A 22,060-nucleotide genomic window follows, 5' to 3' on the forward strand; every position below is an offset into this window, starting at 1 on the left:
AATATGGGGTTTCTATTTAATGGATGTTGCGCTATGAAACAACTTATTGCTCGTTTTATTATTGGTACAGTATTGAGCCTTTCTTTTAACATTCCCCTGCAAGCCGGGGTTGTTGATTCCGAACTGGAAGCGCAATTAGAAACTATTGCCCCTAACCAGTTAGTCTCAGTCATTGTCACCCTGAAAACCCGCGCTAACACGAATGCCTTTAAACATAGGGACAAAGCGCAGCGCAGGGCAAAAATCGTTCAAGCAATGCACGACCATGCCAACCTGAAACAGCCTGCCTTATTGGCTTTTTTAAAAGCCAATGGCGCGACTGACATCAAACCGTTATGGATCATTAATAGCGTAGCGGCGAAAATACCAGCGAGCATGATCCGTAAACTGGCTAAACGGCCAGGTGTTGCCAGAGTGTATATGGATGCCACTTTGAGTGTGCCTGTTTCCGGCGCGACATCTTTAGCAATACCGGAATGGAACCTGTCTGCGGTTCATGCGCCAGAAGTTTGGGATCTGGGGCATACCGCTCAAAGCGTCGTCGTAGCCAATATGGATACTGGCGTAGACGTAGTGCATCCTGATCTTGCCACAAGATGGCGGGGAGGCACTAATAGCTGGTACGATCCGCACGGGCAACATACAACACCTACGGATTACGCAGGCGCGGTGAGTGGTCATGGCACCCAGACTATGGGGCTGATACTAGGCGGCGATACAGGCGGTACAACCATTGGTGTTGCACCTGGGGCAAAATGGATTGCCGCCAAGATTTTTAATAACCAGGGAACAGCCCTTGAGAGCCATTTCCACCAAAGTTTTCAGTGGCTGCTAGACCCGGACAATAATCCACTGACTGACGATGCACCCGACGTGGTCAACGGTTCTTTTCAAACCGCGCTATCCGGTATTTGCGATACTCGTTTTCAGGCGGATATACAGGCACTGAAAACGGCTGGGATTGCGGTGGTATTTGCCGCAGGCAATAGTGGTCCTGCAATATCATCAAGCAGCAGTCCTGCCAATAATCCAGGAAGCTTTGCAACCGGAGCGGTCGATTATTACTCCACCATTGCTACGTTTAGCGCACGAGGCCCAACACCGGCTGCGTGTAGTGCCGCACTTTTCCCAAATATTGTCGCGCCTGGGGTTGATGTCGTTACAGCAGACCTTACTTTTGCCGGACAGGCTTCTTATACAGTTGTTAGCGGTACTTCATTTGCTGCTCCCCATGTCACGGGTGGCATGGCGCTGTTGCTTGATTCTTTCCCCAATATTGATGTCACAGCCCTAGAGTCTGCCTTGACCGATTCAGCCACCGATTTGGGCGCGCCTGGGCCAGACAACGAATACGGGTACGGGATGCTTAATGTCTTGGGGGCATACAATCTCTTAGCCAATAGCGGACAAAATCCAGTGGGCGTGGATGATAGCTATATGCTTGATGAAGAAGCGACTTTAACGGCGGCAGCACCTGGTGTTCTTGGTAACGATACCGACCCGCAAAATAATCCACTATCAGTTATTCTTGATACGGATGTCAGCCACGGTTCGCTTGCCTTGAATACAAACGGCTCTTTTTCCTACACACCTACCAGCAACTATAACGGCACGGACAGCTTTACTTATAAGCTGAGTGATGGGTTACACGAAAGCGGTGTAGTAACTGTTGTTATGACTATCAACCCTATCAACGATGCGCCTGTAGCTCAGGCTGATACTGCTATAGCTAGCAGTGGCGGATCACTTACGATACCCGTGCTGGCGAATGATTCCGATCTGGAAAACTCACCGCTGACTCCGGTTATCGACACTAATCCAGTCAATGGCACAGTAACCGTCAATTCAGAAGGCGTTGTCGCCTATACCCATAACGGCAGCCAAACGTCGGTCGATAGTTTTACGTATCATGTCACCGATGGTGATTTGAGCAGCAACACAGTCACCGTAAATATCACCGTCAGTGCAACTAATGTTACGACCACCCCTGACAGCTACGGCATTGCCGAAGACAACCCGCTGACTGTTGCTGCCCCTGGTGTGTTGGGCAACGATAGTCCAAGCAATGGACTCACCGTGCAGCTGGTATCGGCCCCTGCCCACGCTGCTTCATTCATCATCAATCCCAACGGCAGTTTTAGCTATATACCCGTTTCTGATTTCAGCGGCTCTGACAGTTTTGTTTACAAAGCTTCAAATGTTAATACGCAGAGCAATAACACTCTGGTCACTATTGTCGTCAACCCAGTCAACGATCCACCGATTGCTGCCAATGATGGCGTATATACTATTATCTCTGGACAGGTATTGAATGTTTCAGCCGCTTCTGGTGTGCTTATTAATGATAGCGATACTGAAAGCAATACGCTATCTGCAATGCTTGTGTCATCGCCATCCGCAGGTGCGCTGATGCTTAATGCAGACGGGTCTTTTAGTTTCAATACCAATGGTGTGGTGGCAGGTACTTACACCTTCAATTATCTCGCCAATGATGGGATGACGGTCAATAACCAGAGCAATGTAGCAGCGGCAACCATCAATGTAATGCCGAACACTGCTCCAACAGCAAACAGCGATACCTTCCTTTACCGTCCTAATGTGGTACGTTCAGTTAATGTCGCGGGGTCTCTGGGTTTGGGTGTATTGATGAATGATACCGATGCGGAAAATAACGCCTTATCTGCACAGTACGTTGCAAACAGCCTGTCAGGTGGCGGTACGTTAAACTTGAATGCCAATGGTTCTTTTACGTATATTAAGGCTACGTCGGCAAACACCAGTTTTCGGTACCGCGCTAATGATGGAATTCTCCTGAGCCTTCCCACGACAGGTACGACTGTTAACCTGCGTACCGATGCGCCGCCTACAACTGTGGCTGATAACTGTGTGTACGACATCAGCGACAATGGGGCAACTGCGCCAGATAGATGTGCTGTCCTCACTAACAGGACGATAAGGATGGCGGTTACGCTTAATGACACCGATTCCAACAAAGTGACTAACATACCTACAGATGGTATAGGAAGTAATGTTGTCCCTAACTCAACAATTGTCGCATCGGTAGGAGCAGGCGTTAACGTACTCGCCAACACACAATGTGGTCAACCTGCACTTGGCACTGTCCCTGCCGCTAGAGGCACCATCACCAACAATTGCGATGGTACGGTAACGGTTACAGTGGCTAATGGCAATAATTTGAGCGGTATCGGGTACGGCTATCGCGTGAGTGACGATTTGGGTGCGCAATCAAGTCTTCGTGTGGTCACCCTGAGTGTGAAGCCTTAATCAAATGACCAAAGTACGCAAAATCATCTATGATTCTATATTCAATAATCAAGGAGTAACGATGTCTCACATTGCAGTTAAACATCCTCGTGCTGGACGCTTGATCTTGTGCGTAGGGATTCTAATTGTTTCAGGCTTGTCAGTAAGTTCATATCTTGCTGCTAATAAGGATATTCAAATAACAATGCCCACATTTAGCAATGAAGATAAAAATATTGACACCAAGCCACTGGCTGCAAGTGACGCTGCGGCAATTGAAGAACGCTGGGGTGTGAAGCTGCAAGGCATCCATATCACCGCTGCGGGACACATGCTGGATTTTCGTTTTCAGGTCACTGATACGGGTAAAGCCGCACCTTTGATAGACACCAAAAACAAACCGACTGTAACCATTGAAGCAAGTGGCATAAAACTTGAAGTACCCAATACGCCTCGCATTGGCTCGTTACGGCAAACTTCAAAACAGGTTAAGTTAGGCATGATTTTCACCATTTTATTTGCAAACCCAGGGAAAATGGTGGCAACAGGGCAAAAACTGGCTGTACGTATTGGTGATTTCTTCGTAGAACATATCACGGTCGGCGAGATCCTGAATATGCCAGCAAAGACCGGAAACAGTTGAGAATGCTTAGTTTCCTTCGTAAATCGGGCATTAATTGGGGCAAAGCCTGTCTGATCGCCGCTATCGGGCTTAATTGCTCTATAGCAGCAGCGGATCAATCGACTGAGATTGAAAATAAAAGTGCCAATGCCAAAATGCAGGACATCGGCAAGCAAATCTATCTTACCGGACATACAGCTTCAGGCGATCCCATTCAAGCTATTGTCGGCGGTGATGCACCCATCAGCGGAGACCAGTTCAGTTGCGTCAGTTGCCATCGCAGGAGTCGGCTAGGTTCTAGCGAAGGTGGAAAACAAGTGCCGTCGTTAACGGCAACCGCATTGTTCAAGCCAGCCGAGATGTCAACTACACGAGGGGTATTGCCAAAAGCGTTTAAGCATACGGGAAGCTCCCGAATTCCTTACACGGATGAGACCCTCGCTAAAGCGATCAGGGAAGGCGTTGATCCATCGGGACGCAAACTTGACCCACTCATGCCGCGTTATGCTTTGGATGCTGATACTATCGCTGCGCTGACCGCTTACCTAAAATCTGAACCCTCCTCAAATCCCAGCGTAGACGATGTTTCCCTGCACTTTGCCACAGTGGTCACCGAAGGGGTCGATCCGGCAAAACGTAAGACCATGCTGGACATCTTGACGGGCTATTTTCAGGACAAGAACGCCGACACGCGGCACAACACCAAACGGGCTAAATTCAGCGCTTATAAAATGTACCAGGTCTACCGCAAATGGGATTTGCATGTCTGGGAGTTAAAATGGGAAGAATCTACCTGGCCCGCACAATTGGAAAAATACTATAAGACCCAGCCCGTCTTGGCTATGGTCGGCGGACTCAGTGCCTCAAGCTGGCAGCCCATCCACCAATTTTGCGAACGGTTTGAAGTGGCTTGTCTTTTCCCTAATACGGATGTTCCCGTCATATCGGAAAGTGATTTTTATACCACTTATTTTTCCAAAGGCTTGACCTTGGAAGCTGAGGTTTTGGCAAATCACCTAAAAACCACACAAACCAAAGTAAAAAATGTTCCTATCATCCAGGTATTTAGGGAGAACGGGCAAGGTGTAATGGCAGCAAAAGCTTTACATGATGCGCTACAAAAAAGCGATGATATGCGCTTGCAGGATATTGTCGTACCAGGCTCCAAAGAACTTACACCTGCATTTTGGAATGATTTGTTCAAGAAACTTGATACTGGAATCTTAGTGTTATGGCTTAACAAAGAAGATTTTGAAACCTTGGGAGAAATTAAAGAACTTCCACCTGGAATCACCGCTGTTTATGGGTCAGCAAACCTTATGGGCGAAGTTGTGTCCAAGCTCACTGATGCCACAAAAGCAAAGTTATACTTGACATATCCTTGGGAATTGCCTGATGTCAGGGAAGCACAGCTTATGCGCGTCAAATCCTGGCTGAAAGCAAAACAAATTCCCTTTGAGGACGAACGTCTACAAGCCAATACATTTTTTTCCGCACAAGTATTAGCCGAAGTTATCATGCACCTGCTCGACAATTTTTCCTCGGCGTATATCATCGAACGGATTGAAGGCATGTTAGCCACGCTCTCCTCCAACAGTATTTACCCACATCTTAGCTTGGGGGCAGGGCAACGGTTTGCATCGAAAGGCAGTTATATTGTCAAAATATCTCCTGATGGGCATTTGTCGCCTGTGGATGGATGGATAGTTCCATAAGGTTTGTTATCCTTGTTTAACATAAAAAGGGGAGTTGATTGCCAATGTACATCGTTTATAGGGCTTACTTAAGTCCATTTACAATAACTGTCGTGTTATTAATGCTTGTGATGAGCGCGCCCATCAAAGCAAAATCCACGCCTCAACCGAGTTATTCCCGTTCCATTCACAGTTACAAGGTTCCGAATGCTGATGTAATTACACAAGACGGGCAAAAAACCCAGCTTTCAGCCGTCCTGGATCATGGTGGGCCAGTTATTGTGAATTTTATTTTCACGACCTGCAATGCCATCTGTCCAATCATGACGGCAATATTGTCCAAAGTCCACGCGACTATAGGCCCATCCTCACCAAACCTGCGGTTTGTATCGATCTCCATTGACCCCGAACACGATACCCCGGCAATGTTGGCTGAATACGCCAAAAAATTTAAAGCTGGATCAAATTGGCAATTCCTGACCGGGGAACTTGCCGAATTGCAACTTATTCAAAGAGCTTTTGATGCTTATCGTGGCGACAAAATGAACCACACCTCATTGACCCTAATGCGGGCCGCCAAATCAAGTTCTTGGGTACGAATTGAAGGAATCGCCAATGCCCACGATCTAATAGATGAATACAACTTGCTCAAGCCTGAATAAGCATAAGTTTTGTTTGGGCTATCGATTCTGGATAAAAACTGGACATGATGTTGACCGAAGCATTATCTGAGTAAATTTGATTTTGGTTTTGTTATAAGCGCTAATGTTACGCACGACCAATATCCACGAAAAGCACGAAAGACACGAAAAATCTTCAAAAGAGTTGTCGGTCTGTAGATCGTTACCAAATGAGGGATTCCCATAACGCTGCAAAATATTGAATTATTCCGTACTTTTCGTGGACGGTGCGTAACATCAGATAAGCGTTTAAACTAATCCCTGTGTTGTTGGTCTTTACTTTGACAAACAAATAAAGGTATAAGCGATGAAAATAATTTTTTCTTTAGTGCTGATAGCGGTATTCTTGTCGGGATTGAATAGCAATGCAGAACAGACATTGGGCGCGGACATGCACACAGAAAATCCACCGAACAAAAGTTATAGCAAACCTGCGGATGATGTCTTACAAAAAACGTTGACACCGCTGCAATATAAGGTGACACAAGAAGAAGGCACGGAACCTCCTTTCAAGAATACCTACTGGGACGAAAAAAGGGCAGGAATCTATGTTGATGTAGTCACTGGTGAACCGCTATTTTCATCCATAGATAAATTCGATTCCGGCACAGGTTGGCCGAGTTTTTCCAAACCTTTAATGGCAGAACATATCACCGAAAAGAATGATTTTTCGTTGTTTTCGCGGCGTACAGAAGTCCGTAGCCGTTATGGGGATTCGCATTTGGGACATGTGTTTGATGACGGCCCGAAACCGACAGGATTACGCTATTGCATGAATTCTGCGGCATTGCGGTTTATTCCCGTAGAAGACTTGGTGAAATCAGGTTATGGGAAGTTTTTGCCGCTTTTCAGTAAGTAGCCCGTATGAAGTGCAGTGTAATACGGGAAATCGGAGCCGCGAAATCCTGGATTCCGCAAGTTCCATCCAGACGACTCCTAACCATTGCTTGAGTCGGTTAGTGCAAAGGCGCACAATGATATTGCGATAATTGACACAATCAAGTAAAGAGATATACCAAAAGATTAGCTTGCAGCAGGAGATGGTTCATGAAGCGAGAACAACATTATTTGATGGGTAAATCTGATTGTACTGCCGCCGCTGTCGTCAAAGGCATAGACCGCGATGTGGAGTGGGGAGAAGATATTCTCATGTTGGGCTTGGGTATCGTCATGTTATCTTCCACATTCGCACCTGTCGCCCCGCCAACGGTTATTTTGCCGCTCGTTGCCCTTACGTTTGCCATTACTTCAAGCCTGGCTCGTATGAATTATCATAATATGGAGCGCAAATTGTTGGAATCATTGGAACTGTTGAATAGCTCCGAGCAGACCAAATTGAATCCTATTTGCAGGGTTTTTGTTGAGCAGCCCATGTGTGTGCTGTCCGAATCGTATAACCCGATAAAAAACTGGAGACGATTCGCTAAAAGCGCGATAGGTGGGGCGTTAATCAATCCGTTTTGGCTGCCTATTTTTTATACGATGGGTATACAGATCGTTGAAGAAAACAACCTTGTGGTGTTGAACAGGGCGGTTATTCGCGTTGAACAAAGGCTTTCGCCAATATCACGGGCTAATCAAGAAGAATCGTAAGTCTGCTACAAACCTAACGCCCTAAATTCAGCGCATGGTCGTGAGCGTTGCCAAACGCGCTCGAATTCTTCAGAGAGTTGACGGTTACGGGAAGGCATGATCAGACTCCAAACCCCTCGATAAAGGCTGCTTTGCTGGCGGAACAGATAACCTTCGCGGTCGTTAATCAAATAAGCCGATGGATATTGCAGGTCGTCAGGTTCTACAGGCGTACGCAGTGAAAATGCAGAAGGCAGCCGTTGCGCCAGGTCAATCAAAGGATGCGGCTGGCTGCGTGCCGACAACGTATCTTGCACAATAATCAATACATTACCGCCTTGACTATGGATAGCAAATTGCTTGAGGGCTTCGACAATCTCTGCCCGGCCATACAAAACGTGTTCCAGGTCTGGGCTGTAGATGCAGATTTGCCGCCGGGTCTTGCCAATTAATTGAAGGGTTGCGGACACAGCATCTTCCAAGCTCTGGAATTCAGTAATTTCAACTAAGGCATCACTTAGTTTCGGGGCAGGGCGGCTGGATATGGTTACGGGTTCTAACTGCAAGCGCATGATCTGATGAGGGATATTGGCTTCTATAAACGCATCGCCTTCTTTGGCAAAGCCAAATTTCTCGTAAAATCCCAACACATTGGTTTGGGCGTTGAGTTTCACCTCTGTCCAGCCTAATTTACGTGCCTTATCAATCAGGGCGAGCATTAATGCCTTGCCGACCTCTTGCCCCCTCCACGTTTGCAACACAGCCATTCGCCCAATTTTACCGTCGGGTGCAAGCCTGCCTGTGCCAATGGCTTGATGTTGGTTATCACGAGCGACGAAGTGGTGGCAGTCTGGATCAATCCCGTCAAATTCCACTTCTTCCGGTATGTTTTGCTCGTCAATAAACACGGCTATACGCACGGCGCGGAGATCGTCAAAATCGGCATGATAGTCAGCGGGTTCAACACGAAATTCAGAGATATTCATAACTTAATTTGATGGCTATTGGGCGTTTGTCAAAGCTTCATTGTTTCCTGGTGTCAAAAACTGTCAATCACTACTGATTACAATCAATAGAAATATAGACTGTTTATGTGGTTTTTATGAATTATTCTAAGCATGTTGAGCCATAAGCTGTTCTTGTGTTGCCTATAAGCCGTTATAATGACAGTTTGAAACGACTATTGTCATTGCTATAAAGTGTCCAAAGATTGCTCTTTATCTGATTCCTGTCGGTAAGGCGTGATGGATTGGCGGTATGTTGGTAAAAATCTACAACTTAGAGGAAGCGGCGCGTGGCAGTTATAAAGATCACCCCTGAACAGATTACCCTGAAAAAACGTAAGGGCCCAAAAGGCCATGCCATCGACTTGGGTTCTGTGCAGGAGGTTAGGACGCTGCTGGGTTCGGAATCTCGGCAAAAAGATTTGTTGATCGAGCATTTGCATAAAATTCAGGATAAGTACCTGCATCTTTCAACCAAACATCTGGTTGCGTTGGCCCATGAGATGAATCTAGCTACCGCAGAGGTATTTGAAGTTGCGTCGTTTTATCATCATTTTGATGTTGTCAAAGAAGGGCAGCAAGTGCCTCCTGCACTGACTGTCAGGGTGTGTGAGTCTTTAGCCTGTGAAATGTCAGGCGCTCATGATTTGATTCATGGCTTGGAAAACGACCTCGGTGATGGGGTCAGGGTACAAAAAGTGCCGTGCGTAGGGCGTTGCCAACATGCACCGGTTGCAGTTGTCGGGCAAAATCCTATCGACCATGCAACCGCAGAATCTGTCAAAACTGCCGTAAATAACAACGATACAGCAGCCAAGATCACGCAATACATCGACTTGACCCAGTATAAAGCTGACGGTGGTTATCAAACACTTAAAAGCCTGCTGGAAGGGCAGGTTGACTCCGAAAGCATCCTGCAAAAAATGGAAAGTTCCGGTTTGCGCGGCTTGGGTGGGGCGGGTTTTCCGGCAGGAAAAAAATGGCGTATCGTTAAAGGTTTTGCTGGCCCACGGCTGATGGCTGTCAACATAGACGAAGGTGAACCAGGTACATTTAAAGACCGGCATTATCTTGAACAAGATCCGCACCGTTTCCTCGAAGGCATGATAATCGCCGCATTAACGGTAGGTTGCGACGAAATTTATGTGTACCTGCGCGATGAATACGCAGGTTGCAGGGAAATCCTGACCAAAGAAATCGCCGCATTACAGGCCAATCCCCCTTCGTCCGAACATAAACTACAGCCGATACATCTACGTCGAGGTGCAGGCGCTTATATCTGCGGTGAGGAATCGGCAATGGTTGAGTCCATCGAAGGTAAGCGCGGTATGCCCCGTTTGAGACCGCCTTTCCTTGCCCAAGTTGGGCTGTTTGGCAGGCCAACGCTGGAACACAATATGGAAACCTGTTATTGGGTCAGGGATATTGTTGAAAAAGGCCCAGAATGGTTTGCATCACACGGCAGGAACGAACGTAAAGGTTTGCGGTCTTTTTCTGTATCCGGTCGCGTCAACAAGCCCGGCGTTCATCTGGCTCCGGCGGGTATCACGGTACGGGAACTGATCGCCGAATATTGCGGGGGTATGTTGGAAGGCCACGAGTTTTATGGCTATTTCCCAGGTGGTGCGTCTGGCGGGATTTTGCCAGCGTCTATGGGCGATATTCCCCTGGATTTCGATACCTTGAACAAATACGGTTGTTTCATCGGTTCTGCCGCCGTGGTTATTTTTTCCAAGCACGATAGTGCCAGACAACTGGCCTTGAATGCGATGAAGTTTTTTGAGGAAGAGTCCTGTGGACAATGCACTCCGTGTCGAGTAGGTACGGCGAAAGCGGCTGCTTTAATGGAACAGACCGTTTGGGATAAGGATTTGTTGGAGGAACTGTCATCCGTGATGGTCGATGCCTCAATCTGCGGATTAGGACAAGCTGCACCCAATCCATTACGCTGCGTAATCAAATACTTCCCCGACGAATTGCAATAAATCCTCAGCATTAAGTATAGAGAATAAGCTATGGCTGCTAACCCAGAATTCATCAACAAGCCCGAAATCAACTTTACGCTCGATGGCGAAAGTATGTCAGGGTATCAAGGCGAAACCATTTTGCAGATTGCCAAGCGTCACGGCAAGGAAATCCCTCATCTTTGTTATACGGAAAGTTTACGCCCAGACGGTAATTGCCGTGCCTGTGTGGTGGAGATCGACGGCGAACGGGTGCTTGCGCCTTCCTGTTGCCGCACCCCAACGGAAGGCATGAAGATCCAAGCACAAAGTGAACGGGCGTTACGGTCGCAAAAAATGGTGCTGGAATTGCTTAAGTCAGATATGCCTGAACAGGGAAAATCACCTTATAGGCTGGATTCTGAACTGGACTTGTGGGCTGATAAGTTGAACGTCGGTGTGCCGCGCTTTAAAAGCCGCGCCCAGCCTGTTGCCGACTTATCTCACCCTGCGATTGCAGTTAACCTCGATGCTTGCATCCAATGCACACGCTGCGTCAGGGCATGCCGCGAATCACAAATGAATGATGTCATCGGTTACGCAAACCGTGGCGCTCATTCCGAAATCGTCTTCGATATTGCCGACCCGATGGGCGCAAGCAGTTGCGTAGGTTGCGGCGAGTGCGTACAAGCCTGTCCGACGGGCGCACTCATGCCAGCCAATAACGTAGGTTTGCAAGTGCCTGACAAGACAGTCGATTCCACGTGTCCTTATTGCGGTGTAGGTTGCCTCATCAAGTACCATATCAAGGATAACAAAATACTCTACACCGAGGGCAGGGATGGGTTTACCAATCATCTGCGCCTTTGTGTAAAAGGTCGCTACGGGTTTAACTATATTGACAACCCATTACGTTTGACCAAGCCTTTAATCAGGCGTGAGGGCGTAGCTAAGACTACGGAATTACTTGATCCCAAAGATCTGGACAGCGTTTTCAGGGAAGCAAGCTGGGAAGAAGCCCTGGATTTTGCCGCTAATGGCTTGAAGAAAATCCGTGATGAAAAAGGCAAAAAAGCCTTGGCTGGATTGGGTTCGGCTAAAGGTAGCAATGAAGAAGCGTACCTGTTTCAAAAGCTGGTACGCACTGGATTTGGATCTAATAACGTCGATCATTGCACTCGGCTTTGTCACGCCTCATCCGTGGTCGCATTGCTGGAATGTATCGGTTCCGGCGCGGTATCCAATCCAGTTGCTGATGTTGCCAAGGCTGAAGTCATTATCATCATTGGCTCAAACCCTACGGTAAATCATCCTGTCGGCGCGACCTTCATGAAGAATGCCGCTGCAAAAGGCGCGAAGATCATCCTGATTGACCCTATTAGGACATCCATAGCCAAATACGCCACGCACGTTTTGCAGTTCCGTCCCGATACTGATGTCGCGTTGCTCAACAGCCTGATGCACGTCATTCTCGAGGAAGGGCTACAGAATGATGCATATATCGCCAAATATACCGAAGGTTTTGAGGCTATGCGTGGTCATCTCAAGCACTATTCGCCTGAACACGTTGCGCCGATTTGCGGCATAGATGCCAATACCCTACGTGAAGTAGCTAGGCTTTATGCCACCTCAAAAGGTTCCATGATCCTTTGGGGCATGGGCATATCCCAGCATATACATGGTACGGATAACGCCCGTTGCTTGATTGCCCTAGCCTTGATGACGGGGCAAATTGGTAGACCAGGTTCTGGCTTGCACCCATTGCGCGGACAAAACAATGTGCAGGGTGCGTCTGATGTGGGCTTGATTCCTATGGTTTATCCTGATTATGAGCCTGTTGATAATCCGGCTAATCAAGCTAAATTTGAGAAGTTGTGGGGCGTTAAGCTGGATCCAAAACGCGGTTTGACCACAGTGGAAATGATCCATGCAATCCTGCATGGGGAAGTCTTCGGCATGTATATTGAGGGTGAAAACCCCGCTATGTCTGATCCCAACCAAAACCATGTCCGTGAAGCCTTTGCTGCCCTGGAACATTTAGTGATTCAGGATATTTTTCTCACAGAAACGGCTGGTTTTGCTGATGTGATTTTACCTGCTTCAGCCTTCTACGAAAAAACAGGGACTTTTTCTAACACCGACAGACGGGTACAAATGGGGCGGCAAGCCGTTAATCCGCCGGGCCAGGCAAAGCAAGATCTTTGGATTATTCAGGAAATAGGCAAACGTCTGGGTTGCGATTGGAATTACAACGGGCCTGAAGATGTCTTCAATGAAATGAGACTGGCGATGACCAGTATTGCTGGGATGACTTGGGAACGTCTTGAAAATGAAGATTCCTTAACTTACCCGCTTGAAAACATCGGTGACCATGGTCAGCCGATTATCTTTACCGACGGCTTCCCAACGCCATCGGGCAGAGGTAAATTTGTTCCAGCCGAATATATTCATGCGGACGAATTACCGGATGATGAATATCCACTGGTGTTCATTACGGGTCGCCAGCTCGAACACTGGCATACTGGCAGCATGACGCGGCATTCTGCTACTTTGGATGCGATTGAACCTGATCCAGTGGTCAGTCTTAACCCAGAAGATCTGAAAAATCTGGGTGTTACAGCCGGAGACCTGATTACCATAGCGTCACGTCGAGGCAAGATTACCGCTTATGCACGATCAGATAATGCGATGCAAAAAGGCAATGTGTTCATGGCGTTCTGCTACAACGAAGCCAATGCTAACTTGCTGACCAACGATGCGTTAGATCCTTCTGCAAAAATACCGGAATTCAAATTTTGTGCGGTTAATGCAACGGCGGGTGGAACGTTGGCTAGGCGGGTTAGTTAATTTCTGTATTGATTGGGGCGCATAAGTAAAGCTTTGTGCGTCCTACCGAATCACTTAATGCGTGAATAATACCAATCCCAAAAAGTTATTATATGAATCCCCTCAACCTAGCCTTCTCCCTTTGGAGAAGGTAACAAGGACATTATTGGGATTGGAATAACTTAAAATATTCACTTTCCGAAATAATATCTGCGCTACTTTCCACTCTGTCCAGATAGACTTTGCCGTCAAGATGGTCGGCTTCGTGCTGAAAAACTCTGGCGACAAAACCTTCCAGTTTCTGCTCGATAGCACAACCTTGTTCATTGTTATATTGTACTTGAATAGCTTTATAACGCGGCACCAAGGCACGTATTCCTGGAATACTCAGACAACCTTCCCAGTCTTTTTCTTTCTCGTTAGATAAAGCCTCAAATACGGGGTTTATCATTATAGTTGGCGACATTAACGGCGCATTTGGATAGCGCGATGAAGGTCGTGAGGCGACGATGATAATCCGCTTAAGCTGGCTAATTTGCGGAGCAGCAAGACCGACACCTTCAGTTGCCGCTAATGCGGTCTGCATAGCATTAATGATTTGCCGGATGTCTGGGCTATCAACCTGATCGACAAGTTCCGCATGTTGCCTTAGTACCTTTGCTCCAAGTTGGGCGATTTCACAGGGATTAGCCATTTAATTTTGTAATTCCTCTAATAGTACAGTTTGTGCTTGTATAACAGGATCATTTTTTTTACGACGGATTTGCTCATAACTACCATCAGATTGTAGCAGCCAGGATTGGCTGTTATCGTTCAGATAAGCATCCAGATCATGCAGAATACGATTGTGTAAGCGTTTGCTTTCAATAGGAAAGCAGGCTTCTACGCGTTGGAACATGTTACGGTTCATCAAATCCCCGCTGGACGCATAAACTTCCCAGCTACCATTATTGGCAAAGGCATAAATCCGCGCATGTTCCAGAAAACGACCGATGATAGAACGCACTTCGATATGTTCTGAAACCCCTGGAATCCCTGGACGTAAGCAGCAAATACCTCGAACGATAAGTTTAATCTTAACTCCCGCCTGTGATGCGCGGTACAGTGCTTGAATGATTTGTTCTTCAACAACCGCGTTTACCTTGATGATGATTTTGGCAGTTTTGCCTTCCTGGGCATGCAGAATTTCACGGTCAATTTTTGCAATAATGCCATTGTGTAGCGTAAAAGGTGATTGCAGCAATTTATTGAGTTTGCTGACTTTTCCTAAACTGGTCAGTTGTGCAAATATTCTTCTGACATCTTCGCCTAAATCCTTGTCGCAGGAAAACAAACCGTAATCTGTGTACAATAACGCGGTCTTTGGATGGTAATTGCCGGTACCTAAATGCACATAATTACATAATTCTTTACCTTCCCGTTTCAACACCAGACACATTTTGGCATGGGTTTTATAGCCTACCACGCCATATACAACGTGGACGGCAGCTTCCTGTAATTTGGCTGCCAAGCTGATATTGTCCTTCTCGTCAAACCTTGCTCGTAGTTCGATGACAACTGTTACTTCCTTGCCTGCCCGTGCCGCTTTGATTAAGGCCGCGACGATGGGCGAATCTGCTCCAGTACGGTAAAGGGTTTGTTTGATTGCCAGCACATCAGGTGCAACGGCGGCTTGACGCAGGAATTCAACGACGGGTGTAAACGATTCAAATGGATGATGCAGCAATATATCATGACGCTTGATAGCCGCGAAAATGTCCTTATTTCGCGCCAATTGTGCAGGGACAACAGGCTTGAATGGGGAAAAAGCGAGGTCAGGGCGATTAACTAATACGATTATTTCCTGCAATCTGTTGAGATTGACCGGACCATCGACAAGAAATAGGCGATCTCGTGTCATTTCAAAGCGGTCTAGCAAAAAGCTGACGGTTTCATCAGGGCAGTTGGCATCAATTTCCAAACGCACTTCATCCCCGTAATTCCGCATCGCCAATTCGCCTTGTACGGCAAGCAGCAAGTCATCGATAGCATCATCATCGACAAAAAAGTCGCTGTTGCGCGTTACTCGGAATTGGTAACAACCCTTGACGGTCATGCCATTGAACAAATCACCCACAAACGCATGAATAATCGACGATAAAAATACAAAATCGCAAGATCCACTTTGGGTTACTTCTGCCGGAAACTGGATAATCCGTGGCAAGGATCTAGGTGCTTGCAAAATGGCGCGACCACTGTTGCGCCCAAAGGCATCCTTGCCAGTCAGGGAAATAATGAAGTTTAAACTTTTGTTTAATATACGTGGAAAAGGGTGGGCAGAATCGAGACCGACGGGGGATAAGATCGGTAATAATTGATCGTTAAAGTAGGTTTGTAGCCACTGTTGCTGCGCTTCCGTCCAGTCATTACGACGGATAAAATTGATATTTTCCTGCTGAAGTTTCGGGATCAATACGTCATTTAGTACGCGGTATTGTTCATAGACTAATTCATGAGCATTAACGGCAATGAGTGCCAGTTGCTCGTTGGGATTTAAGCCATCTTGACCGATTGCTTTTGGATCAATCACTGCCATCTGGATCACGCCAGCAACCCGAACCTCGTAGAATTCATCGAGATTGGAACATGAAATACACAGATAATTAAGCCGTTCCAGCAATGGCACGTTTTCATCTTTGGCTTGTGCCAACACCCGCTTATTGAACTCCAGCAGGCTGAGTTCGCGGTTAATATAGTATTCCGGCTTTTGTAAGTCGATAGCTTCCAACGGTTCTTTTAATGCTATGTGGAGGTTTGTCATAGGTAGTCCATTCGTGTCAGCTTGCTATTCCAGAAATAAAAACATGGCGGTCACTGATTTGTTCGACTGTTAGCGATAGTCTAGCTTGAATTATTTGCGCTTCAATTTCTACCATCGTAAACGCCGCCAATAAGGAGTTGTAAAAATCCTGTTGCAATATTTTGGGCTCGGTTGACGCATACATAGCTACCAGCGATTCAGCCATATATAGTCTACGGGGTCGCAATAAATCCATTATGGCTATACGTGTACCTGTGCTGGAATGTTGTTTTATGGTTTGCCAAAGCACTTGTGGGTTCGGCAAGTGGTGTAGCAGGCTGTTGCTGAAAATAATATCGTAATGCAACTCTGGCAGCTCAACATCGGGTAACTTTCCGTGAATGAAATGTAGACGTGCTTGCAAATCAGCAGAAATAGTGTTCAAAGCGTAATCTATCATGGGCTTAGAACCATCAACAGCATCAACTTTGCACAGCGGAAATGCCTTTGCAAAGCGGCGGCTAATATCGCCTGGGCCGCAGCCCAAATCCAGTGCTTTGCCGCTAAAGCTGGAGTCTTTCACCAGCGTTTTGATGCGCTGTACAAATTTTTTATGCGGCTGTTCAAAATCCGCTTTTGCATAAGCGAAAACTTGTTCCAGGTCTTCCATTAACTCAGGTTCTAGTACTCTTTCCATTAGGGGTAACCTCTTTTGCCATGTAAGCCACCAGTGTGTAAAGCAATAATACGCTCTCCGAGACCAAAATGCCCTTTAGCGATTAAATCGTAGATGCCGTACAGCATTTTTCCGGTATACACGGTTTCCAATGGGATTGATGTTATTTGCTCAAATTGGCTCATAAATAACGCTAATTCTGGCTTAAGTTTAGCAAATCCACCGAAATGGTAATCATGAAATATTTCCCAGTGATGAAATTCTCCAGATAGCAATGATTGCACATCTGATGTTAAAAAACTGGCCTTTTTTAAGGCGGCAAAACCCAATACGGATTGTTGCTTAGGAACGGCATTGATAAGACCGGCTAAAGTCGCGCCCGTTCCACATGCCACACTTAAGCTATCGTATTTAATATCGATTTCACTGACCAATTCTGCAATGCCTTTTAACGCGAGCTTATTTGCCCCGCCTTCTGGCAACCAGTATTGCTTGGGTTTGATGCCAGGCAAATCGTGCCAATGTTTATAGCTTCTGTATTGTCGATATTCTGAGCGTGAGATATATCTTAATTCCATGCCCCAGCTTTCCATATCCAGCAGGGTAGGGCTTAAAGGTTCGGGTCGCTCACCGCGAATAATGCCGATGGTTTTCAGTCCAAGCATTTTGCCTGTATACGCCAAAGCATGTAGGTGATTGGAGTAAGTGCCGCCCATGCTGATGAGGGTATCCGCACCTAGCGATAAGGCATGATCCAGATTATATTTGAGCTTGCGCCATTTGTTGCCGGATATGATGGGATGTAGGAGGTCATCGCGTTTTATCCATAGCTTGATCTGATGATTTTCGAGAAACGGATCATCAATTTTATTGAGGACTGATTTCCCGAAGGATTTTTCCAGCTTAATCAGTTCTGGATGAATAAGCTGAGGAGTTACTTGGTTTGTTGATAACATTGTTTAATCGCCCAAGCCACATCGGCCGCCTGCCTGTTCTCTTTAACATCATGCACTCGAAACACTGTCACCCCCGCCATTACACCCAGGGCAGTTGTTACGGCTGTGGCAGTGACCAGCTCCGAAGGTTCGGTGACATTGCAGATTGCTCCCATAAACCGCTTGCGGCTTGTACCTAAAAGCACCGGAAAACCTAATGCAACAAGCTTATCTAAATTAGCCAATAAATCGAGATTATCTTGTTTGCGTTTACCGAAGCCGATACCTGGATCAATCAGGATATTGTCTTCTTTTATGCCAGCCTGCAATGCTACAGCTATCCTTGATTTAAGAAAATCAATGGTTTCCGTAACGACATCTACGTAATAAGGGTCATCCTGCATTGTTTTCGGTGTGCCTAGCTTGTGCATAAGGATGATTGGTGCTGATCTTTTGGCAGCTAAGGCTAGAATATCCGGGTCATCTTGCCCCGCTGAAACATCGTTGATAAGGTTTGCGCCCGCATCTAATGCCGCTTCGGCAACCGTGCTTAAGGTGGTATCAATGCTAATCATAAATTCATTAGCAAACTGCTTGCGGATCTCTTGAATCACAGGAATGACGCGTTGAATCTGTTCATCCGAACTAACGGGATCAGAGCCAGGGCGTGTGGATTCACCGCCGATGTCGATAATATCAGCGCCTTCTGCCAGCATCTGCCCAACTTGCCGTACTGCCGCATCGACGTGGTTAAACTTGCCGCCATCGGAGAAGCTGTCGGGGGTCACGTTCAAAATGCCCATAATTAGCGGTTTTATGCTGTCGTTAAAGATCACTGTGTTCCTGTGTGCGTTGCCCATGCTACCTTAAGGTATAATGCAAAGTTTATCTCTAAGCTATTGTTGTCATGAATAAACCCCGTTTGGCCTGGGCGATTACCGGATCAGGTCATTATATAGAAGAATGCCTGGAATTTTTGCTGACCTTGGAAGATGTGGATGTCTATATCAGTCCGGCAGGTGAAGAAGTGCTGAAAATGTATGGCATTAGCCTGGATGATGTGCGGGCAAAGCATCCGGTTTTTCGTGACAAAACCGCCTCGTCGCCGCCCGTCGGCCTGTTTTATAAAGGCCATTACCATACGTTCGTGATGGCACCTGCCACGTCGAATACGATTGCCAAGTGCGTGTTAGGCATTGCCGATAATCTGGTGACCAACCTCTATTCCCAAGCCGGGAAGTGCAAAGTGCCGTGTATTGTCTATCCCTGCGACATTGCCCCAGAGATGGAAACGACCGCACCCGGCGGCAAAGTGATGGTTTATCCGCGCAAAATCGACCTGGAAGGCACTGACAAAATCCGCACTTTTGAATATACAACCGTTGTCGAAAGTGTTGAGGAATTGATCGTTACCGTTAATCAGCGGCTAGCGTCTTTGTCATGAGCGAGCATTTACTTTTTCTCACCGGAAAGTTGGCGGAAAAGCAACTGCGCGGCATCCTGGAAAAAATGCAGCCGGAATTCACCTACACCGTGCATCAGCTTGGGGTAAAGGTTGCCGCCTTGATGACGACCGATATGATACTGCGGCGGTTAAAAGACACTTTTGGTGCCAACCGCATCATTATCCCAGGCCGTTGCCGGGGTGATGTTGAGTCTTTGGCTAAAGAACTTGAGATCACTGTTGAAAGGGGGCCAGAAGAACTCAAGGATTTGCCGATGTATTTCGGCAAAGAGGCGCATAAATATGATTTAAGCCGCTACAGCGTCAAAATTTTTGCCGAAATTGTCGATGCGCCTAATATCACTGTCGAAGAAATCGTTAATCGCGCCCACTATTATAAAAACAATGGCGCAGACGTTATCGACATCGGTTGCTTACCCAGCACGGATTTTCCGCACATGGAAGAAGCAATTCAGGCACTAAAACAGCAAGGTTTCACCGTCAGTATTGATTCCTTAAACAACGAAGACCTGCTTCGTGGCGGCAAGGCAGGCGCGGATTATTTGCTCAGTCTGCATGAAAACACGCTTTGGATTGCCGATGAAGTTGCTGCAACGCCTATCTTGATTCCAGAAACGCATGAAGATTTGGCTTCATTAGATAGGGCGATTGCCCTCATGCAAGCCAAAAACCGCCCGTTTATCGTCGATCCCATCCTCGATCCTATCCATTTCGGCTTTACCCAATCAATCGTGCGCTATTACGAAGTCAGGAAAAATCATCCCGACATCGAAATCATGATGGGCGTGGGCAATATCACCGAATTGACCCATGCTGACACGGCGGGGATGAATGCCCTGCTGCTGGGAATTTGCTCGGAACTCAACATCAACCAAATTCTTGCCACCGAAGTTAGCCGACATGCCTGCCGTTCAGTTAAAGAAGCGGATAAGGCTCGGCGCATTATGTTTGCTGCAAAAGAACAGGACACATTACCTAAGCATATTGATTCAGGTTTGATGGCTTTGCATGAGACCTCGCCTTTCCCTTATTCACAAGATGAGATCAAGGAACTGGCAAGCCAGATCACCGATCCAAGCTACCGCATCCAAACCAGTGCAGAAGGTGTGCATATTTTTAATCGTGACGGTTTGTATACCGCGACCGACCCTTTTGATCTTTATCCCAAGCTAGCGGTAAAAGATGATGTAGGTCATGCGTTTTATTTAGGCGTGGAATTGGCTAGGGCTGAAATTGCCTGGCAATTAGGTAAGCGGTTCAACCAAGACCAGCCGCTGGATTGGGGTTGTGCAACTGATGTTGCAGAGCAAGCCATTGATCTTCATAGTTTTAAATCCGCCGGAACTACCCTAGCAAAAAAATGATACAAGAAACGATAGTCACTACCCAGAATAGTGAAGGCATTACACACATCGCCCCGATGGGCATCCATGTGGAAGGCGATAGCTTTATTATCCTGCCATTTCGTCCATCGACTACGCTGAACAATTTTTTAGAAACGAAAGTTGGCGTAATCAACTATTGCGATGATGTGCGCGTATTTGCAGGATGCTTGACCGGACGTAAAGATTGGTCGCTAAAACCAGCACAAGAGATCTCAGGTAAAGTATTGGAATGTGCATTAGCGCATTCGGAAATAATGGTTGAAAGGATTGCGGATAATGCCACCCGACCTAAATTATTTTGCAAAACCTTACACACCGCAAATCACCAGCCTTTTAGGGGGTTCAATCGCGCCCAGTTTGCAGTATTGGAAGCGGCGATTTTAATCAGCCGACTGGATATATTGCCGTTGCAAAAAATAGAATCAGAAATTGAATACTTACGCATCGGCCTGGAAAAAACCGCAGGAGAACGTGAGTTGGAAGCCTGGGGATGGATAATGGCAGTCGTTGATAATCATAAAATGAATGTCAACACATGACCGGAATGCTCGCCAGCGTTAACAGTGTGGAAGAAGCTAGACTGGTTTTGGCTGAAAATGTCGATATTATCGACTTGAAGAATCCTGCATTGGGTTCTTTGGGTGGATTGGAGATTGAGCTGGTTAGGAAAATCGTCACCATTATCAATGGTGCATGTCCCGTCAGCGCAACAATCGGCGATTTGCCCATGCAGCCGGAGCTGATTTTTAATGCCGTAAAAGCGATGGCCGAAACGGGCGTTAATTACATCAAAATCGGATTTTTCCCAGACGAAAACCAAGATCAGGTGATTGAAAAATTAGCCCAATTGGCTTCAAACATTAACCTGATCGCCGTCTTATTCGCAGATACTAATCCCGATTTCAGCTTAATAGATAGGCTTATAGTGGCAGGATTCAAAGGAATCATGCTGGATACTCAAGATAAAACCAGAGGTTCATTGACCGAAGCGATGTCTAAAACCCAGATTGAACGTTTTGTAAACCACGTAAAATCCACAAGCGCAATCTGTGGACTTGCCGGTTCATTGACGTTAGACGACATCCCTATGTTGCTAGCTTATCAGCCCGACTACCTGGGTTTCAGGGGCGCATTGTGTGATAAGCACCAAAGGGCTGGACGGTTAAATGTGCAGTCCGTCCAAGCCATCAAACAAGCTATCTTGCTTTCGTAAAG

18 protein-coding genes are annotated in these 22,060 nt (G+C 46.7%); 12 read left to right on the forward strand and 6 right to left on the reverse strand.

What is annotated here, in order from left to right; genetic code table 11:
• Positions 1-33: 33 nt before the first annotated feature.
• From AC1YY3_RS03455 to AC1YY3_RS03480, 6 genes are all read left to right on the forward strand, one after another.
• Positions 34-3,285 (forward strand): Ig-like domain-containing protein, encoded by a 3,252-nt coding sequence (locus AC1YY3_RS03455; protein ID WP_482194319.1) that lies wholly within the window; start codon positions 34-36, stop codon positions 3,283-3,285.
• Positions 3,286-3,346: 61 nt separating this feature from the next.
• Positions 3,347-3,907, forward strand: a complete 561-nt coding sequence (locus tag AC1YY3_RS03460) for a hypothetical protein (RefSeq protein ID WP_481824014.1) — start codon at positions 3,347-3,349, stop codon at positions 3,905-3,907.
• A 2-nt stretch (positions 3,908-3,909) separates the two neighbouring features.
• On the forward strand, positions 3,910-5,601 hold the full coding sequence (locus AC1YY3_RS03465; protein WP_481824013.1) for a c-type cytochrome: 1,692 nt from the start codon (positions 3,910-3,912) through the stop codon (positions 5,599-5,601).
• Positions 5,602-5,711: 110 nt separating this feature from the next.
• Positions 5,712-6,242, forward strand: a complete 531-nt coding sequence (locus AC1YY3_RS03470) for an SCO family protein (RefSeq protein ID WP_482194320.1) — start codon at positions 5,712-5,714, stop codon at positions 6,240-6,242.
• Positions 6,243-6,567: 325 nt separating this feature from the next.
• Positions 6,568-7,119, forward strand: a complete 552-nt coding sequence (msrB, locus tag AC1YY3_RS03475) for a peptide-methionine (R)-S-oxide reductase MsrB (protein ID WP_481824012.1) — start codon at positions 6,568-6,570, stop codon at positions 7,117-7,119.
• A gap of 188 nt (positions 7,120-7,307) precedes the next feature.
• Complete coding sequence (locus AC1YY3_RS03480) at positions 7,308-7,853, forward strand: hypothetical protein (RefSeq protein WP_481824011.1); 546 nt, start codon at positions 7,308-7,310, stop codon at positions 7,851-7,853.
• A 5-nt stretch (positions 7,854-7,858) separates the two neighbouring features.
• Here the strand turns inward: AC1YY3_RS03480 and AC1YY3_RS03485 are convergent, their stop codons facing one another.
• On the reverse strand, positions 7,859-8,818 hold the full coding sequence (locus AC1YY3_RS03485) for a GNAT family N-acetyltransferase (protein WP_481824010.1): 960 nt from the start codon (positions 8,816-8,818) through the stop codon (positions 7,859-7,861).
• Between the two features lie 308 nt (positions 8,819-9,126).
• Between AC1YY3_RS03485 and AC1YY3_RS03490 the strand changes: the two genes are divergently transcribed.
• A complete protein-coding gene (locus AC1YY3_RS03490) occupies positions 9,127-10,821 on the forward strand; it encodes an NAD(P)H-dependent oxidoreductase subunit E (RefSeq protein WP_481824009.1) in 1,695 nt (564 codons plus the stop codon).
• Positions 10,822-10,851: 30 nt separating this feature from the next.
• Positions 10,852-13,626 carry a formate dehydrogenase subunit alpha gene (gene fdhF / locus AC1YY3_RS03495; protein ID WP_481824008.1) on the forward strand — a complete coding sequence of 925 codons (2,775 nt, stop codon included), beginning with the start codon at positions 10,852-10,854 and terminating at the stop codon, positions 13,624-13,626.
• A 142-nt stretch (positions 13,627-13,768) separates the two neighbouring features.
• Here fdhF and def read toward each other — a convergent pair whose 3' ends face one another.
• The 5 genes from def to folP are packed head-to-tail and all read right to left on the reverse strand — an operon-like array spanning position 13,769 to position 18,828.
• The gene (gene def, locus AC1YY3_RS03500) at positions 13,769-14,299 is read right to left on the reverse strand and encodes a peptide deformylase (protein ID WP_481824007.1); all 531 of its coding nucleotides are present in this window, start codon (positions 14,297-14,299) and stop codon (positions 13,769-13,771) included.
• A complete protein-coding gene (gene ppk1 / locus AC1YY3_RS03505; RefSeq protein ID WP_481824006.1) occupies positions 14,300-16,405 on the reverse strand; it encodes a polyphosphate kinase 1 in 2,106 nt (701 codons plus the stop codon).
• A 16-nt stretch (positions 16,406-16,421) separates the two neighbouring features.
• Positions 16,422-17,081 carry a class I SAM-dependent methyltransferase gene (locus tag AC1YY3_RS03510; protein ID WP_481824005.1) on the reverse strand — a complete coding sequence of 220 codons (660 nt, stop codon included), beginning with the start codon at positions 17,079-17,081 and terminating at the stop codon, positions 16,422-16,424.
• Positions 17,081-18,016 (reverse strand): 1-aminocyclopropane-1-carboxylate deaminase/D-cysteine desulfhydrase, encoded by a 936-nt coding sequence (locus AC1YY3_RS03515; RefSeq protein WP_481824004.1) that lies wholly within the window; start codon positions 18,014-18,016, stop codon positions 17,081-17,083. Before AC1YY3_RS03515 ends, AC1YY3_RS03510 begins: the two co-directional genes overlap by 1 nt.
• Positions 17,995-18,828, reverse strand: coding sequence for a dihydropteroate synthase (gene folP / locus AC1YY3_RS03520; RefSeq protein WP_481824021.1), 834 nt, complete (start codon positions 18,826-18,828; stop codon positions 17,995-17,997). Before folP ends, AC1YY3_RS03515 begins: the two co-directional genes overlap by 22 nt.
• A gap of 74 nt (positions 18,829-18,902) precedes the next feature.
• Here folP and AC1YY3_RS03525 point away from each other — a divergent pair, with 74 nt between their 5' ends.
• The 4 genes from AC1YY3_RS03525 to AC1YY3_RS03540 are packed head-to-tail and all read left to right on the forward strand — an operon-like array spanning position 18,903 to position 22,058.
• The gene (locus AC1YY3_RS03525) at positions 18,903-19,439 is read left to right on the forward strand and encodes a flavoprotein (protein ID WP_481824003.1); all 537 of its coding nucleotides are present in this window, start codon (positions 18,903-18,905) and stop codon (positions 19,437-19,439) included.
• Complete coding sequence (locus AC1YY3_RS03530; protein ID WP_481824002.1) at positions 19,436-20,824, forward strand: DUF6513 domain-containing protein; 1,389 nt, start codon at positions 19,436-19,438, stop codon at positions 20,822-20,824. Before AC1YY3_RS03525 ends, AC1YY3_RS03530 begins: the two co-directional genes overlap by 4 nt.
• Positions 20,821-21,384, forward strand: a complete 564-nt coding sequence (locus AC1YY3_RS03535) for a DUF447 domain-containing protein (RefSeq protein ID WP_481824001.1) — start codon at positions 20,821-20,823, stop codon at positions 21,382-21,384. Before AC1YY3_RS03530 ends, AC1YY3_RS03535 begins: the two co-directional genes overlap by 4 nt.
• Positions 21,381-22,058, forward strand: a complete 678-nt coding sequence (locus tag AC1YY3_RS03540) for a (5-formylfuran-3-yl)methyl phosphate synthase (RefSeq protein ID WP_481824000.1) — start codon at positions 21,381-21,383, stop codon at positions 22,056-22,058. Before AC1YY3_RS03535 ends, AC1YY3_RS03540 begins: the two co-directional genes overlap by 4 nt.
• The last annotated feature ends 2 nt before the right edge of the window (positions 22,059-22,060 follow it).

The sequence above is a fragment of the Methyloglobulus sp. genome (genome assembly GCF_964779595.1).

Coding starts and splice junctions, on each gene's coding strand:
- AC1YY3_RS03485 (WP_481824010.1), bottom strand. CDS start 8,818: ATGAATATCTCTGAATTTCGTGTTGAACCCGCTGACTATCATGCCGAT.
- AC1YY3_RS03525 (WP_481824003.1), top strand. CDS start 18,903: ATGAATAAACCCCGTTTGGCCTGGGCGATTACCGGATCAGGTCATTAT.
- AC1YY3_RS03530 (WP_481824002.1), top strand. CDS start 19,436: ATGAGCGAGCATTTACTTTTTCTCACCGGAAAGTTGGCGGAAAAGCAA.
- AC1YY3_RS03510 (WP_481824005.1), bottom strand. CDS start 17,081: ATGGAAAGAGTACTAGAACCTGAGTTAATGGAAGACCTGGAACAAGTT.
- AC1YY3_RS03515 (WP_481824004.1), bottom strand. CDS start 18,016: ATGTTATCAACAAACCAAGTAACTCCTCAGCTTATTCATCCAGAACTG.
- ppk1 (WP_481824006.1), bottom strand. CDS start 16,405: ATGACAAACCTCCACATAGCATTAAAAGAACCGTTGGAAGCTATCGAC.
- AC1YY3_RS03540 (WP_481824000.1), top strand. CDS start 21,381: ATGACCGGAATGCTCGCCAGCGTTAACAGTGTGGAAGAAGCTAGACTG.
- AC1YY3_RS03455 (WP_482194319.1), top strand. CDS start 34: ATGAAACAACTTATTGCTCGTTTTATTATTGGTACAGTATTGAGCCTT.
- msrB (WP_481824012.1), top strand. CDS start 6,568: ATGAAAATAATTTTTTCTTTAGTGCTGATAGCGGTATTCTTGTCGGGA.
- AC1YY3_RS03535 (WP_481824001.1), top strand. CDS start 20,821: ATGATACAAGAAACGATAGTCACTACCCAGAATAGTGAAGGCATTACA.
- AC1YY3_RS03460 (WP_481824014.1), top strand. CDS start 3,347: ATGTCTCACATTGCAGTTAAACATCCTCGTGCTGGACGCTTGATCTTG.
- AC1YY3_RS03480 (WP_481824011.1), top strand. CDS start 7,308: ATGAAGCGAGAACAACATTATTTGATGGGTAAATCTGATTGTACTGCC.
- def (WP_481824007.1), bottom strand. CDS start 14,299: ATGGCTAATCCCTGTGAAATCGCCCAACTTGGAGCAAAGGTACTAAGG.
- AC1YY3_RS03465 (WP_481824013.1), top strand. CDS start 3,910: ATGCTTAGTTTCCTTCGTAAATCGGGCATTAATTGGGGCAAAGCCTGT.
- fdhF (WP_481824008.1), top strand. CDS start 10,852: ATGGCTGCTAACCCAGAATTCATCAACAAGCCCGAAATCAACTTTACG.
- AC1YY3_RS03470 (WP_482194320.1), top strand. CDS start 5,712: ATGAGCGCGCCCATCAAAGCAAAATCCACGCCTCAACCGAGTTATTCC.